13 protein-coding genes are annotated in these 14,655 nt (G+C 43.1%); 10 read left to right on the top strand and 3 right to left on the bottom strand.

Annotation, left to right across the window (positions count from 1 at the left end; translation table 11 throughout):
- Positions 1-62: 62 nt before the first annotated feature.
- Complete coding sequence (locus tag ACE1CD_RS05205) at positions 63-557, bottom strand: cupin domain-containing protein (RefSeq protein WP_374822102.1); 495 nt, start codon at positions 555-557, stop codon at positions 63-65.
- Positions 558-1,106: 549 nt separating this feature from the next.
- On the opposite strand from ACE1CD_RS05205, the gene ACE1CD_RS05200 reads away from it, so the two are divergent.
- The 10 genes from ACE1CD_RS05200 to ACE1CD_RS05155 all read left to right on the top strand — a co-directional run bounded on the left by ACE1CD_RS05200 (position 1,107) and on the right by ACE1CD_RS05155 (position 13,078).
- Positions 1,107-1,526 carry a hypothetical protein gene (locus ACE1CD_RS05200; protein ID WP_374798663.1) on the top strand — a complete coding sequence of 140 codons (420 nt, stop codon included), beginning with the start codon at positions 1,107-1,109 and terminating at the stop codon, positions 1,524-1,526.
- Positions 1,527-1,583: 57 nt separating this feature from the next.
- The gene (locus ACE1CD_RS05195; RefSeq protein WP_374822099.1) at positions 1,584-5,660 is read left to right on the top strand and encodes an amino acid adenylation domain-containing protein; all 4,077 of its coding nucleotides are present in this window, start codon (positions 1,584-1,586) and stop codon (positions 5,658-5,660) included.
- A 145-nt stretch (positions 5,661-5,805) separates the two neighbouring features.
- Positions 5,806-6,018, top strand: coding sequence for a hypothetical protein (locus tag ACE1CD_RS05190; protein ID WP_374822096.1), 213 nt, complete (start codon positions 5,806-5,808; stop codon positions 6,016-6,018).
- Between the two features lie 76 nt (positions 6,019-6,094).
- Complete coding sequence (locus tag ACE1CD_RS05185) at positions 6,095-6,967, top strand: MBL fold metallo-hydrolase (RefSeq protein ID WP_374822094.1); 873 nt, start codon at positions 6,095-6,097, stop codon at positions 6,965-6,967.
- A gap of 61 nt (positions 6,968-7,028) precedes the next feature.
- On the top strand, positions 7,029-7,577 hold the full coding sequence (locus tag ACE1CD_RS05180; RefSeq protein ID WP_374822092.1) for a cysteine hydrolase family protein: 549 nt from the start codon (positions 7,029-7,031) through the stop codon (positions 7,575-7,577).
- Between the two features lie 316 nt (positions 7,578-7,893).
- Positions 7,894-10,317, top strand: a complete 2,424-nt coding sequence (locus ACE1CD_RS05175; RefSeq protein WP_374822089.1) for a TIM-barrel domain-containing protein — start codon at positions 7,894-7,896, stop codon at positions 10,315-10,317.
- 56 nt (positions 10,318-10,373) lie between these two features.
- Entirely contained in the window at positions 10,374-10,859 is a 486-nt protein-coding gene (locus ACE1CD_RS05170) for a GNAT family N-acetyltransferase (protein WP_374822086.1), read from the top strand.
- A gap of 195 nt (positions 10,860-11,054) precedes the next feature.
- The gene (locus ACE1CD_RS05165; RefSeq protein ID WP_374798649.1) at positions 11,055-11,507 is read left to right on the top strand and encodes a hypothetical protein; all 453 of its coding nucleotides are present in this window, start codon (positions 11,055-11,057) and stop codon (positions 11,505-11,507) included.
- Positions 11,508-11,633: 126 nt separating this feature from the next.
- Positions 11,634-12,284, top strand: a complete 651-nt coding sequence (locus tag ACE1CD_RS05160; protein WP_374822083.1) for a GNAT family N-acetyltransferase — start codon at positions 11,634-11,636, stop codon at positions 12,282-12,284.
- Between the two features lie 170 nt (positions 12,285-12,454).
- The gene (locus ACE1CD_RS05155; RefSeq protein WP_374798647.1) at positions 12,455-13,078 is read left to right on the top strand and encodes a hypothetical protein; all 624 of its coding nucleotides are present in this window, start codon (positions 12,455-12,457) and stop codon (positions 13,076-13,078) included.
- A 58-nt stretch (positions 13,079-13,136) separates the two neighbouring features.
- Here the strand turns inward: ACE1CD_RS05155 and ACE1CD_RS05150 are convergent, their stop codons facing one another.
- Positions 13,137-13,649 carry a type IV pilin-like G/H family protein gene (locus tag ACE1CD_RS05150; RefSeq protein WP_374798645.1) on the bottom strand — a complete coding sequence of 171 codons (513 nt, stop codon included), beginning with the start codon at positions 13,647-13,649 and terminating at the stop codon, positions 13,137-13,139.
- A 233-nt stretch (positions 13,650-13,882) separates the two neighbouring features.
- Positions 13,883-14,449, bottom strand: a complete 567-nt coding sequence (locus ACE1CD_RS05145) for an SRPBCC family protein (protein WP_374798643.1) — start codon at positions 14,447-14,449, stop codon at positions 13,883-13,885.
- Between the last annotated feature and the right edge of the window lie 206 nt (positions 14,450-14,655).

Below are 14,655 nucleotides of genomic sequence, written 5' to 3'. Positions count from 1 at the left end.
GTCAGTCCAGAAACCCAGTTTCTCCTAGAAACCGGGTTCCTTTGGATATCTATCTACTATTTTTACACCATTTGGGGTAGATTAATCTCGATGTTGTGCTCCTGCGCGATCGCAATTAATTCTCCGAGCTTTTCTGGTTCCGGTGGCGGCGGCGGTGTAGACTTATCGGTTGCCGGTACACCTGCTTTTTCAAAAAATTTCCCCGCATTTGCCGGAGTAATAATTGCCAACATTTTGGCGGGCGATGTTGTTAAATTCCGATAGGTATGAGGAATACCTTTCGGAGCCAGAACAAACGAACCGGGTGTAGCAGTGAAGCTTTTTTCACCGCTTTCAATTAACAATTCTCCTTCCAGTAAATACAATCCCTCAACTTCTTCCCTGTGCCAATGCTGTGGAGGCCCACTACTTTCCGGTTGGACGGTTATTTCCAAAAGAGAGAATCCGCCGTTAGTCTCTTCTCCCACTGCTTTATAAGTAATTAAATCGCCTAGTAGCCAGAAAGATTTACCTTCTCCAGGAGGAACGACTTTGATAGTTTCAGTGCTTGTGTCCATAGTTGCTGTCTAATATGGTTTAATTAATTGCGTCTCTGCTTTAGACTTAAACCAAGTATAACTGAGGAATTAGGTTTGCCAATAATTTATATTTAAACAATTGCTTGAAAAATGCTGAGTTAAATCTCAGCATTTTTCAGCGATTTCTCAGGAAAAATTAAGGTCGGCTTCAGAAAGTTTTAACAGCAGTAATTACAGGCTTTATCGCTGATGGACTAAATGCGATATACCTATGCTACGCGATGCGATCGCCACGGCAAATTTAACAATTTCTTTATATTTCAAGACTTACGCACGCTGGGGCTATAAACCGGGTTTCTTCGTCGATCTTTCACGGTGAAACCTACCATTTTTCGTAGAAACCCGGTTTCTTTGCGTAAGTCCTATATTTATAAGGGATGTTGTTGCGCTTGAGCGCTAAAGCACAACAATGCAGTCATTCAAGCAACTTGAGTTACTACTTGCGATATTGACAGATATTTGACAAACTGGGAACAGGTGAATGACTGCCATACCAGCATAAATATTGGATTTTGAAAATAAAAAATTATGAACGACTCTCGCGATCTGATGATTATTATAGTGATAATGCTTAACGTCATTATTTTTTGGTTCCTATTTTCGAGAAGCTGGCTAAGCCTTGCAAAACTATACAAAACTAACCAAGTACCCCCACCCAACATTCGCTATATGAGACATGGTTCTGTAGGTGGGATTCGCTACAAAGGAACGCTAAACGTGGGCATAACTCTCGAAGGAATATATCTGAGTATCATTCCGCCATTTAACATTGGCTCGTCACCTCTGCTGATTCCTTGGAGCGCAATTGACAAAATCGAAAAAGTTAACAGCTTCTTTATACAAAGTTATCGTTTGTACATAAAAAATAGCAAAACAACTATAATTTTAAACAAAGAGGAGTTAGCACCAGCCAAAGGCTTTTTAGCACAACGAGGAATGGAATTATAATAATCCAAAATAAAAATTTATGCAGCTTGTTGGGAAATTTTTAAGCCAGGTTGAAGCATGACGGAGAATATTTCCAGAGCCGATATTTTTGAAGAAGCAGAAGTATTTGTATTGACGGCATCTTTTGCCCAGCAGCGGCTGTGGTTTTTCGCTCGATTAGCACCGGAAAATCCTTTTTACAATGTGTCAACAGCAGTGCGCCTAACAGGTGCGCTCAATCTAACTGCCTTAGAGCAAACTTTCAACGAAATTGTGCGTCGCCACGAAACTTTACGCACTACGTTTGTGATGGTGGAGGGGCAACTTATGCAGGCGATCGCACCATCTTTAAGTATACCTCTTCCCGCGATCGACCTACGCAATTTATCAGAAACTGAACGAGAAACCGAAGCGCAACATTTGGCAACTCTTGAAGCACAGCGACCTTTCAATTTAACCGCAGGGCCATTGCTGCGAGTAACGCTATTACAACTAACTGAAACAGAAAATATTCTGCTGCTGAATTTACATCACATTGTTGCTGATGGTTGGTCTATCGGCGTGCTAATTCGCGAACTCGGAATTATCTACACAGCTTTTGTAGAAAAGCGGCCTTTTTCGTTACCAGAACTACCACTTCAGTACGCCGATTTCGCCGAATGGCAACACCAATGGTTACAAAGTGAAGTGCTAGAAACTCAGTTAGCTTATTGGCGAAAGCAATTAGATGGAATCTCGATACTGAACTTGCCTACAGATCGAGTGAGACCCGCAATTCCAACTTACCGAGGCGCAAAACTATCTCTCACAATACCACAATGTTTGAGTAAGGCGATCGCATCATTAAGCCAGCAAGAAAATGTCACCTTGTTTATGACTCTCCTGGCAGCATTCCAAACCTTACTTTATCGTTACACAGGACAAGAAGACATCGCCGTAGGCTCGCCAATTGCTAACCGCAACCGCAGCGAAATAGAAGGATTAATTGGCTTTTTTGTCAATAGTTTAGTACTGCGTACAGATTTATCCGGAAACCCAACTTTTCCAGAATTGTTAAATAGGGTGAAAGAGGTAACGATGGGCGCTTACGCTCACCAAGACTTGCCCTTTGAGAAGCTGGTCGAGGAACTTCACCCAGAGCGTGACTTGAGCCGCAATCCCCTATTTCAAGTCAGTTTCAGCTTGCAAAATACGCCTGTAGAAGCGCTATATTTACCAGAACTAACTTTGAGTTTATTGGAGTTCGATCCGGGAACGGCGAAGTTAGATTTAGAGGTTCACTTTTGGTCAGAATTGGAATGTCTAAAATGTCAAGTTGTGTACAGCACTGATTTATTCGATCGCACTACAATTACTCGGATGTTGGGACATTATCAACGCTTGTTAGAAGCTATTGTTACCAATCCAGAACAGCGCCTTTCAGAATTGCCAATATTGACAAATGTAGAACTACATCAATTGCTAGTAGAGTTTAATTCTATTCAATCCAAAATCCAAAATCCAAAATCCAAAATTCCTGAATGTTTCCATCACTTATTTGCCGCGCAGGTAGAAGAAACTCCCGATGCCATAGCTGTAGTATTTGAAAACGAGCAATTAACCTACTGGGAACTGAATAACCGAGCTAATCAACTCGCACACTATTTGCAAGAATTGGGCGTAGTTCCACAAACTTTAGTTGGTATTTGTTTAGAACGTTCTCTAGATGCGATCGTCGGAATTTTAGGTATTTTGAAAGCAGGCGGAGCCTACTTACCTTTAGATCCTACCTATCCGCAAGAACGCCTGAACTTCATGCTTGAGGATGCTCAAGTATCAGTGTTATTAACTCATTCAGCGCTCAAAACTAAAACAGAAGCACGTAGCACTTCTGTTGTCGTTTACATCGATAAAAATTGGCAGGCTATTGCACAACAGATCCAAAAAAATCCTCTTGTTAATTTAACGCTAGAAAACTTAGCTTATGTCATCTATACTTCCGGTTCTACTGGAAAACCTAAAGGCGTTTTAATACCACATAAAGGACTGTCCAATTTAGTAGAAGCTCAGAGAGAAATCTTCAAAGTGCAAAAGTGCGATCGCATCCTTCAATTCGCATCATTGAGTTTCGATGCTTCCATCTTCGAGATAGTCATGGCACTAGGATCGGGAGCAACACTTTTCTTAGCAAAAAAAGAATCTCTTCTGCCCGGACAACCATTAATAAAACTATTGCGCGAAAAAGCTATTACTCACGTCACGCTTCCGCCTGCGGTGTTATCAGTATTACCAAAAGAAGAACTTCCCGCGCTGCAAACTATTATTTCTGCTGGCGAATCTTGCAGTCAAGATATTGTCAAAAAATGGGCTGCTTGTGGCACAGGCGAGACGCCTGTGCCACAAGCAGGCGTCTCGCCTGCGAACCCTAAATTTTTTAACGCTTATGGCCCAACTGAAACAACTGTTTGGGCTACAATTGCAGAAATTACCGATGACAGCGAAAAACCTTCGATCGGTCGTCCCATTCCTAACACTCAAGTTTATATATTAGATAAATATTTACAGCCTGTTCCCATCGGCATTATCGGTGAATTGTACATCGGCGGTGATGGTGTCGCTGAAGGTTACTTGAATCATCCAGAATTAACTGCCGAACGGTTTATTTCGCTTTCAGAAACCCGGTTTCTTCAAGAAACCGGGTTTCTGCGTCTTTACGAAACAGGTTTTCTGCATCTTTATAAAACTGGTGACTTAGCTCGTTATCGCAAAGATGGTAACATTGACTTTTTCGGTCGCATCGACGAACAAGTAAAAATTCGCGGTTTTCGCATTGAATTAGCAGAAATTGAGGCGGTGCTAAATCAGCATCCAGCAGTTCGGGAAGCAGTGGTAATTGTACGCGAAGATATACCAGGCGATCGACGTTTAGTAGCTTATATTATTTCTCATCAAAATCTGACAGCGACGAGCGTAGAACTCCGCAATTTTATCAAAAATAAATTGCCAGATTACATGGTGCCTTCAATTTTTATACTGTTAGATTCTCTGCCGCTAACAGCTAACGGCAAAGTCGATCGCCGTAATTTACCTGCACCATTTAATTTAAAATCGGAAATCTCAAATTCAAAATCAAACATCGCTCCTCGCACTTCAACAGAGTCAACCCTAGCAAAAATCTGGGCTGACCTTCTTAAGATTGAAAATATAGGCATTTACGATAACTTTTTCGAGTTAGGAGGAGATTCCCTGTTAGCTATACGTCTCATCGATATAATTCACGAACAATTTAACCGCCAGTTACCCCTATCATCCTTATTTTTAAACCCCACAATTGCAGGTTTAGCCAACGCTCTCTTACCAGAAACAAATTCTCTGGCTTGGTCGCCCTTAGTGGCAATTCATCCCAGAGGTGCAAAACCACCTTTTTTCTGCGTTCATCCCATTTTTGGTATGGTTTTTCCTTATTACGAATTGGCATATCATTTGGGAATAGAACAGCCATTTTACGGACTACAACCACTCGGTCTTGATGGAGAAAAACCGCCCTTAACTCGCATCGAAGATATGGCAAGTTACTACATTGAAGCGTTGCGTTTGGTGCAGCCAAACGGCCCTTATTTTTTAGGCGGTTGGTCTTTCGGCGGTTTAGTTGCTTTTGAAATGGCTCAACAACTGCAAAAATCAGGACAAGAAGTAGCTTTACTTGCTGTGCTTGACACTTTAGCGCCACTACCGGGCAATCAAGTTTCTTTCTGGGATGGTTTAAAGTTTCTCCTAACTACAGGAATGCGATATATATGGCCTTTTGCGCTGGATTACTTTTATCTTGCGACGGCTGACGACAAGCAGCAAAGCAAAATTATATCGAAAGAGTCTAGAGGACGGATATTAAAAGAACTAACAAGTAAATCAATATTTAAAGTATTTCAAGCGAACAGTGCAGCAACTGTTAGCTATGTGCCTCAAGTATATCCCGGCAAAATAACTCTTTTTAAAAGTAGCGATCGCACTAGCATTACCAATCAAGATCCTACTATGGGTTGGAGCAAATTATCAGCGACGGTCGTCGAAGTTCATCAAGTTCCTGGCAATCACTTAACCATGCTTAGAAAACCCAATGTTCGGGTACTTGCCGAACAGTTAAGCTTATATTTTGAAAAGTCGCATTGCATTTAGTAACGATACCATTTCTATGTTAATGACCTATAAATCCTCCTTTGTGCTGATATGTTAAATTTGAATTTAAGCCTGAAGATAGGTATTTGTTCTAATAGGCGGAACTAAGCTGAGGTATGTTCGCATACGAGCGGAGGAAATATTTATGCCAGGTGGTCATGCAAGTCATAAAAGCACTTCGACCAAACCCAATACCAACACTAACGGCGTAATTGATGATGCTACCGATCCCACACTAGATGTGGAACAGCTTGTCGATCTCGGTGGCGATTCCACCAGACTCGATGAAGCACCAGAAAATGCTGCTGCTGTGGAAAGACCGAGCGATCGCTATAAATCCGGTTACGATCGCGACTAACAGTTTTATTGTCAGGATGGAAAGAATGTCGTGCCTTTTATAAGCTGAAAATCAATACCTTTTAAAGGAGCGTTTTATGAATGAAGCAAAAGGACTTAAACTGCCAACAAAGGGTGAAAATTTAAACTTAGAAAGCGGTGAAATTTTGTTCGTTGGCACCGCCACAGTCCTTTTGCGCTACGCGGGATTCGCCATTCTGACAGATCCCAACTTTCTGCATCAGGGAGACCACGTACATTTAGGTTACGGGATACGCTCAACTCGCACAACCGATCCAGCTATAGAAATAGAGCAGCTACCTCCCCTTGATTTGGTTGTGCTGTCTCATATGCACGAAGATCATTTCGATCGTGTCGCCGCAGAAAAGCTGGATAAAAACTTACCAATTATCACCACCCACCACGCCGCTGCCAAACTCAAACACAAAGGTTTCACCTCACCGCACGGACTCAATAACTGGGAAAGTTTTACTGTTACCAAAGGTGATGCCAAAGTGAGCATCACTGCCATACCTGGAAGGCACGGCCCCGGCGTTTTGGCAAGTGTACTGCCGCCAGTAATGGGAAGTATGCTAGAGTTCCAGTCAAAAGCTGGAAAAACGGTTTTTCAGCTCTATATTACTGGCGATACCCTCGTTTATAAAGATATCTACGAAATTCCCAAACGATATCCCGATATTGATTTAGCTTTGCTACACCTGGGAGGCACAAAAGTTTTTGGAATCCTACTAACTATGGATGCCAAACAAGGGGTGCAGGCAATTCAAATTATTGCTCCTCAATTGAGCATACCAATTCACTATAACGATTACACAGTTTTCAAATCGCCGCTGGAAGATTTTATGCAAGCAGTCACCTCGGCTGGATTAGACGATCGCGTCAAATATCTGCGTCACGGTGAAACTTATACGTTTAATGTCTCTCCAAATCGGTGGCAAACTAGGGACTAGGGGTTAGAGGTTAGGGGTTAGGGAAGAAGGAAAAATAACCGACTTTCAAAGGTTGTTGTAAATGTCAAAACCATTACTGATTTTTGACGTACAATCCGGCTTTATCAACCAATTCACGCATCACATTCCGCAACGCATCGCGCAATTAATCCAGCGCAACGAATATGACTATATTTTATTCACTCGATTTGTCAATTCTCAAGAAGGGCCGTACCAAAAATTCCTTGATTGGCACAGCTGCGATGCGGAACCGGAAACCAATATTGTCCCGGAATTACAACCTTTTGCTAAACCCGAATTAATCTTTTCCAAACAGGGGTTGTGTGGTATGCCAGATACTATGATTGACTACTTGCAAAAAGATTATATCGATAAAATCTTCATTGTCGGTATCGACACCGATATGTGCGTTTTGAAAATGGCAATGGATCTTTTCGATCTCGGTATTGAACCGATCGTACTTACCGATTGCTGCGCCAGTACCGCTGGTTTGCAGGCGCACTTGGCGGGATTGGCAGTTCTCAGTCGCAATATCGGTGCTGTTAGACTGCGCGAAGCCGGTCTCGGTGATGGTTCGCTAGCCGCGCCATCGCAAAAAATTAAAGATTAGAAATTGCTTTTTAATTTTTAATTTCCGAACAATAGTAAGGTAAAGTTCACCCGCTTGTGTGAACTGCCGAGTACAGATCGGGAATTACCTTTTAATTAAGTAGATGCACTCTGATGATGCCCCTGACAGCAGGGGTTTTTTATTTGGACTTAAACTGTAGAGGTAATTTATGAATTACCTCTACAGCTACAGTAGTAGAAAAGAAATCTTACCCAAGATTGATGAGCTTTTGAGCCAGAATTTGTTTTGCTCTAAAAAAGTTAACTGGTAAACGAACTTTTACGCGGGTCAAAATGTTGGCTCGAACTATCGCACTATGAATTTCTGGAAGCAAATATCGCAAAGATGGAAGTATTTTACAGGAACCCTATTCTACTTGGGTTTTGCGCCACACGCATTCTTATACTCACTTAAACGCGATCGCATCGAACAGCAGTTCCCCCCTCCCCAATCCGACGAAGCTTTTGACAACCCCGGCAAACTTATCCGCGCTGAGAAAAGCAGCCGAGGTGCTTACTTTTACTTCGAGCAAGCCGAACTGGAAGTATATTTTCTGACTGCCGATTTAGTCCGACTTGCTTGGAGACCCGGTATACCTCCCGTCCCCTACGGAATTGCCCGCCACCAATGGCCGGAAGTACAAACAAATTTAGACGAAGCTGAAGATAGCTATAGCGTATCGAGCGATACTTTCAAAGTCATCGTCGGGATCGATGGCAGTGTGAAATTCTGCGATGCAGCCGGACAGATCGTGCGGGAAGAAATGCCGCCGCAGCGCAAAGCCGAAGGGTGGATTCATCAAGCATTACTGCGTAAAGAAGAAAACATCTACGGATTGGGAGAACGAGCTTTTCCGCTCAACCTGCGTAACCCCAAAGACGGCAGACTGGAAGTTAAATATCGGATGTGGAACTACGATGCTGCCGGGATGTACGGTGTAGGTTCCGATCCGATGTATTTGTGTATACCAGTTTATTGGGGTATGCACCAGCAAGGCAGTTACCTAGTTTTCTACGAAAACTCTTACGAAGCCACTTTTACCCTTGGCGATATGGCGACAGCAGACTTCGAGGGGGGTTCGCTGCGTTACTACGTGACTTGCGGCACACCCGCGCAACTGCTGGAACGCTACACAGAGTTGACGGGACGTGCCCCGCTGCCTCCCCGTTGGGCTTTGGGCTATCATCAATCTCACTGGGGATATCGTACCGAAGAAGCTGTCCGCGCCGAAGCGAGGTCATTTGAGGAACATAACTTGCCTTTGAGTGCGATTCATTTGGATATTGACGTTCAAGTAGGTTTCCGCGCTTTTACTATAGATCCCGATCGCTTTCCCAAGCTACCCAGTTTTACCAAGGAACTGCTACAGCAAGACGTGCGGTTTATCGCGATTATGAATCCCGGCATCAAGTACAGCCGCCACAGCAACTTATTTCTGGAAGGTCAGTTATTGGAAGCGTTTTGCCGATTACCCAACGGCAAGCTAGCTACTGGCCCAGTTTGGCCGGGTTGGTGCGTTTTCCCCGATTTCACAAATCCAGTCGTTCGCCAGTGGTGGAGTCGCCAGTACGAATATCTGCTGGATGTCGGCGTAGCAGGCTTTTGGCACGATATGAACGAACCGGCTGCTTTTATTTTATGGGGCGATCGCTCTCTTCCCAAACCCACCCAGCATTATATGGAAGGCAGAGGCGGCGACCATCGCGAAGCCCATAATCTTTATGGATTGCTGCAAGCAAAAGCCGGTTACGAAAGTTTGTCCCACCATCGACCCCACCAACGCCCCTTCATCGTCTCTCGTGCCGGGTGGGCAGGTTTGCAGCGTTATGCTTGGACTTGGACTGGCGATATCGAGTGTAGCTGGGAGGCGATGCGGATTACCGTTTCAACGGTAGTAGGTTTGGGATTGTCGGGAATTCCTTACAGTGGCCCAGATACCGGCGGTTTTCAGGGGAATCCCAGTGCGGAACTTTACACCCGTTGGTTCCAAATGTCGAGTTTTCTGACATTTTTCCGGACTCACTCCTCGAATAACGTTTCCCATCGCGCACCGTGGAGTTATGGCGAACCTTATCTGAGTATCATGCGGCAATTCTTGCAATTGCGCTATCGACTCATGCCTTATTTCTATACTTTGGCATGGGAAGCGTCCCGGAAGGGTTATCCTCCCGTTCGTCCGGTTTTTTGGTCTGATAGTGAGGATTCTCGACTTTGGGATGTGGATGATGCTTTCCTTTTGGGTAATTCTCTCCTGGTATGTCCGATTTTTGAGGCAGAGGCGCGATCGCGCAATGTTCTCTTACCAAAAGGACATTGGTATAATTTCTGGGATGATGCCTTATTAGAAGGATCGCAGCAAGTTAATCTGGAAGCACCATTAGAGCAAATCCCTCTTTTGGTAAAAGTCGGTACTATTCTGCCAATGGAAGAAGCTAAGCAATTAATTCTCCATCTCTACCCACCCGTGCAAGGAAACTCCATAGGATGGATGTACGGCGATGCGGGTGACGGCTATGCAGAATCGCGCTTTGATGTATTCCGAATCGTGTTATTTGAGGAAGGATTAGATTTAACTTGGGAACAGCAAGGCGATTTTACTTTCCCTTACCAAAGTGTGAAAGTGCATCTGCACGGGTATGAGTCACAGCAAGCTTGGATAGATGGCGAAGAAGTTACTGTTGAAGGTAATTCTTTGGAATGCGGCACTTTTGAGAAAATTTACTTTCGTCGTCTGTCTTAAAACGCGGTAGGTTGGTTTGAGGAATAGCGAAACCCAACTTACACCTTTGCTTCCCTATGATGATAATCCGTCCCGCGACACCCGCTGATGTACCCGCAGTCCTACCGATGGTTGCCAAAATTTGTGCTTTGCACGAAGATTGGGATGCTGCCAAATATGGCTTTTTACCAAATCCAGAATTGCGATACGATCGCTGGTTGAGTAAAATAGCAACAGACGATCGCGCCGTTTTTTTAGTCGCTGAAACTGAAGCGCCTGAATCAAAACAATTGGTGGCATTTTTGGCCGCAACGGTAGAACGGGAAATACCCATTTATCGTCTCAAGGAATATGCTTTTATACACGATATTTGGGTGGAACCGGAGTATCGTCAGCAACGCATTGCCCGCCAGATGGTAATGCAGACAATCGCACTTGTTAATAAAATGGGTGTCAAACAAATTCGACTCGATACGGCTGCACCTAACGAAGCAGCAAGAAAGTTGTTTTCTGCCTGCGGCTTTCGCGTCAGTACGATCGAAATGCTGACCGAATTAGACTAAAAAAGTGGAATTACTGGAGGGCCAGTTTACTAGCATAAATTGAGAATAAATTGACAAAAATACCGAAATATGTATTATGCAGGGGCGATCGCGTAGCGGCGCGGATGACCTTAGCAATGGAAGCAGATTTGCTATCAAACGTTAAAATTATTGAATAACGCGCTTTTTGAGCTTTGTACGCCCAATCCAAAAACTATGTTTCGCAAATTTGTGATTTTTCTTATAGCCTTGATGCTTTGCTTCAATCTATTTACATTACCCTCCATATCTGAAACTGTTCCCGAATGCGATCGACAAGCAGAAATCTTTACATTTAAATTGCCAAACTACGCGATTCAGCATCAGGGAGGAGCTATCCTCAATTTGAAAGTAGCTTATCGTTTGACAGCAGAAGCGATCGACCAAAAAGACTACCCAGATTTGATGTCAGTTAAAAAAGATATCGATAATTTTTTCATCACTTATGGGAATGAAACAGACTATTGGGAAATCCTCAATAAAAACCTGGTGCAATTTATCTTAGATAAATATTTGCAAATATCATCTTTGAAGATCGAGATGGGTGTGATGCCTACTCTAAACGAGCCTTTATTTCGTTCCAGTATTGTTCGTAGCACTCGACCCGAAATGTGCAATATCAGTATGTAAACTACGGTTTTAAGATAGCTCGCAAGCGCTACTAGATAGGATGATTTCGGGAAATTACTAGCTTAAATATAGAAAAAACCTCCCTAATGGATTAAAATAAAATATTTGCATTTTCACGTCTAATTTATGACTTCCTACGAAAAAAACGACATAATTTTCAGAACCTTACAACCGGAAGACGTTGAGGATACAGTCGCTTGTCTCTGTGATTGTTTCCCACAACGAGAGCCAATGACTAAACTCCTGGGAATCACCTACGAAGAATATCGTACTTTGGCTGAACCTTACTGTCAAAAAGCTGCACAAGAAAAACTTTCTTTGCTTGCTAAAGATAAAGAAACTAATCAAATTTGCGGTTTCATTATTTCCGAGGATTGGATGAGCGGTCTCCCCGAACAAGTAGCAAATACTACCGATAAGTTGGAAGTAATTTATAATCTATTGTTACAGATGGACGAAAAATACCAAGCCGATCGCCAGATAAATAAAGGAGAAATACTTCATATTTCTATGCTGGGTGTAATGGAGGAGTATGAAAGAAAAAATATTGCCTCTAAGCTAGTCATAGAAAATTTAAAACTAGCCAAAAGCAAAAATTATAAAACGGCAGTAACGGAAGCAACCAGCTTAGTTTCTCAGCACATATTTAAAAAGCTGGGATTTCAAGAAGAACTAGAGATCGAATATAAGTCCTATACGTTCGAGGGAAAGAAATTTTTTGAATCTCTAGAGGAACATAAAGGCTGTATTTTGCTAACCAAAAATCTGGATAATTAACCTTAATATTTCAAATCCTTATCATTTCAGCCAAGTTAATTATTCCATTAGGGGGAAGCGTAACGCCTTTTTTAGTGTTTAGAGTAAGCATATCAAAGAAAGGTAGAGCCAAAATTTGATAAAAAGAACTGCCAGCTTGAGCGAAAGTGATAAGGAGGCTTGTCAAGACTATGGAATTCAATCGGAATTTTTTTGGCAAACAAGCATGGTTTAGTAGAGCCACTATCATAGCGATTATGGCCAGTTCGATCGCAGCTTGTAACGACACCACAAATAACCCAAATGCTGCTACCTCCACTCCTACCCCGACTCAGACTGTCGTGGTGACGCCCAGTCCTATTCCCACTCAGACTGTTGTGGTGACACCCAGTCCTATTCCCACTCAGACTGTCGTGGTGACGCCCAGTCCCATTCCCACTCAGACTGTTGTTGTGAGGGAACCAATTACCGATTTAGCAATTGTTGGCACTACACCAGATCAACAGTCCCTTGTTAACAAGCGGGTAGAAGTAACAAATATTAAGGCTCAAAATGTCAATGGCGATCGTACTTTTTGGGTGGGTGCAGGTAACAACCAACAACTCTTCGTTGTTCTCGATCCAGTATTAGACGCAGGTAGCGCTGAAAACAAAGTTGTTGTTAAACCGGGACAAGCACTTAATCTCAACGGTATTATCAAACCGATGCCGAGTTCTCAACAAGCTCAAACCCAATGGGGTTTAAGTGCCGCAGAAGCTCAACAACTGAGCAACCAAACAATCTACTTGCAAGCCGATCGAATCAAATTTCTTTAAAAATAAATCGCTACTAAATGCGACGGATTGGGTAAATTTACAGCCCGTCGCATTGTATTTAGATCTTTCTAGATCCGGCAGGACATTGAATATTATTCTGCACAAGTCGAGGCATAGCCGGAGGGGTTCTTGTTGCAGAGTTACTTTCACAGATACCAGTAATTGTTCTGCTATTATTGCCAGACCCGATGACAAAAACAGCCCCCGTATAACTCCTGATTCTAGAGTCTTTTGCTGAAGCTGTTGCCCTTGCGCTTCTGGGATTTACGACAGCAACTTTATAGCTGTAATTGCCAGTTTCCGGGCTAATACCTACCCCTAATTGGCCAAAATTTCCTGTAAATCGGTTATTTTCAACATAATAAGCTTGTTGTGCCCTATTCAATGAGCTAATCGTGCTTTTACCTTCATCTTGTTTAGCTCGTATTATCGGGCCAAATTGTTTAATTCCAGCAAATTTGGCAGAATTTTGATTGTGGTATGTACTGGAAATTCCTGCGGTAGCAGTTATCCCCATAGAAAGCACGGTTAATAGTGTGGTAAAGATGGACGGATAAGCTTTTTTTAACATAGTCGGGTAGCCAAACTTGAAACCCATTTTTTTCCTCCTACTAGACCCTGTTAGTATTTAACCTGTTGGGTTACTTTAAGGATATCATCTACAGGCGGAAATATATTTGCACGCAAAATCTCTAAAATTGTAGGGTGGGCATTGCCCACCCTATATTTTCAAATCGAAAGTGTAGGAGCGCGAGTTATTACGTTTCTCCTAAAGTTTGCTACAGAGGGTTATTTCCCTATTCCTTAACTGCAAAGAACCTGACGCATCTTCCGCATATTGGCAGGTAAGTCTAAGTGCATTGCCTGTTGAATAAAAATTGATGGCACTGGAATGTTAGGCGTTGCTTGTACGGTATACGTAAGTATAGTGCCGTTGCTGCAATCTTGTAGCTTTAAATCTGCGGCAAAATCGATAAAGCTGCCTTTTTCCATCCGGAACTGAATTTGCTGCTGGACTACCTCAATTACTTTTAGGTAGATTTCCACCTCGGCGGTGAACATCAGGAAAGCTTTCCTGGCAATTTGATACAACCGCTTGCTTTTGCCGGTCAGGTTATCACCTCGGTGTAAAACTTCACTGCGGATCAGATCGGGAAAATATTGCACCCAGCGCGGGTAGTCCGTCAGTTGCTGCCAAGCTTGCGATCGCTTGCATGGTAGGTACATTGACGCAGTACAAGCACCGCCCCAGGCAGAGTGCGATCGCGTCTCCAGCAAAATTTCCCCAGATAGCAGCGCTATTTGCTGCTGTCTATTCCACACCACATCTTTAGCTAGTGCGATCGAGTCCGATACAGAAGGTACAGTCATTTTAGTTTCAACAGCTTCTAGAAATACGAATAAGGTTCGGAGTTGGATTTGTCTAACTTATATACTTTGACATCCTCGCCGCCGTGAACGGACGGCGATTCCAGAAATCACTTTCTGGGTTTCCTCTTTCCACGACTCGGCTTACATTGAGGAGTTTCCTCACCAATGTAGAGGTCGATGTCTCCAGAGGCGTTTAACGTTCCCGT

Origin of the sequence: Aerosakkonema sp. BLCC-F183 (assembly GCF_041929145.1) — a bacterium.
Lineage (GTDB): Bacteria > Cyanobacteriota > Cyanobacteriia > Cyanobacteriales > Aerosakkonemataceae > Aerosakkonema.
The sequence above is the reverse complement of the archived record's forward strand: the minus strand, read 5'-3'. Positions and strand labels throughout refer to the sequence as shown.

Coding starts and splice junctions, on each gene's coding strand:
- ACE1CD_RS05190 (WP_374822096.1), top strand. CDS start 5,806: ATGCCAGGTGGTCATGCAAGTCATAAAAGCACTTCGACCAAACCCAAT.
- ACE1CD_RS05150 (WP_374798645.1), bottom strand. CDS start 13,649: ATGTTAAAAAAAGCTTATCCGTCCATCTTTACCACACTATTAACCGTG.
- ACE1CD_RS05165 (WP_374798649.1), top strand. CDS start 11,055: ATGTTTCGCAAATTTGTGATTTTTCTTATAGCCTTGATGCTTTGCTTC.
- ACE1CD_RS05200 (WP_374798663.1), top strand. CDS start 1,107: ATGAACGACTCTCGCGATCTGATGATTATTATAGTGATAATGCTTAAC.
- ACE1CD_RS05160 (WP_374822083.1), top strand. CDS start 11,634: ATGACTTCCTACGAAAAAAACGACATAATTTTCAGAACCTTACAACCG.
- ACE1CD_RS05205 (WP_374822102.1), bottom strand. CDS start 557: ATGGACACAAGCACTGAAACTATCAAAGTCGTTCCTCCTGGAGAAGGT.
- ACE1CD_RS05185 (WP_374822094.1), top strand. CDS start 6,095: ATGAATGAAGCAAAAGGACTTAAACTGCCAACAAAGGGTGAAAATTTA.
- ACE1CD_RS05195 (WP_374822099.1), top strand. CDS start 1,584: ATGACGGAGAATATTTCCAGAGCCGATATTTTTGAAGAAGCAGAAGTA.
- ACE1CD_RS05180 (WP_374822092.1), top strand. CDS start 7,029: ATGTCAAAACCATTACTGATTTTTGACGTACAATCCGGCTTTATCAAC.
- ACE1CD_RS05170 (WP_374822086.1), top strand. CDS start 10,374: ATGATGATAATCCGTCCCGCGACACCCGCTGATGTACCCGCAGTCCTA.
- ACE1CD_RS05175 (WP_374822089.1), top strand. CDS start 7,894: ATGAATTTCTGGAAGCAAATATCGCAAAGATGGAAGTATTTTACAGGA.
- ACE1CD_RS05145 (WP_374798643.1), bottom strand. CDS start 14,449: ATGACTGTACCTTCTGTATCGGACTCGATCGCACTAGCTAAAGATGTG.
- ACE1CD_RS05155 (WP_374798647.1), top strand. CDS start 12,455: ATGGAATTCAATCGGAATTTTTTTGGCAAACAAGCATGGTTTAGTAGA.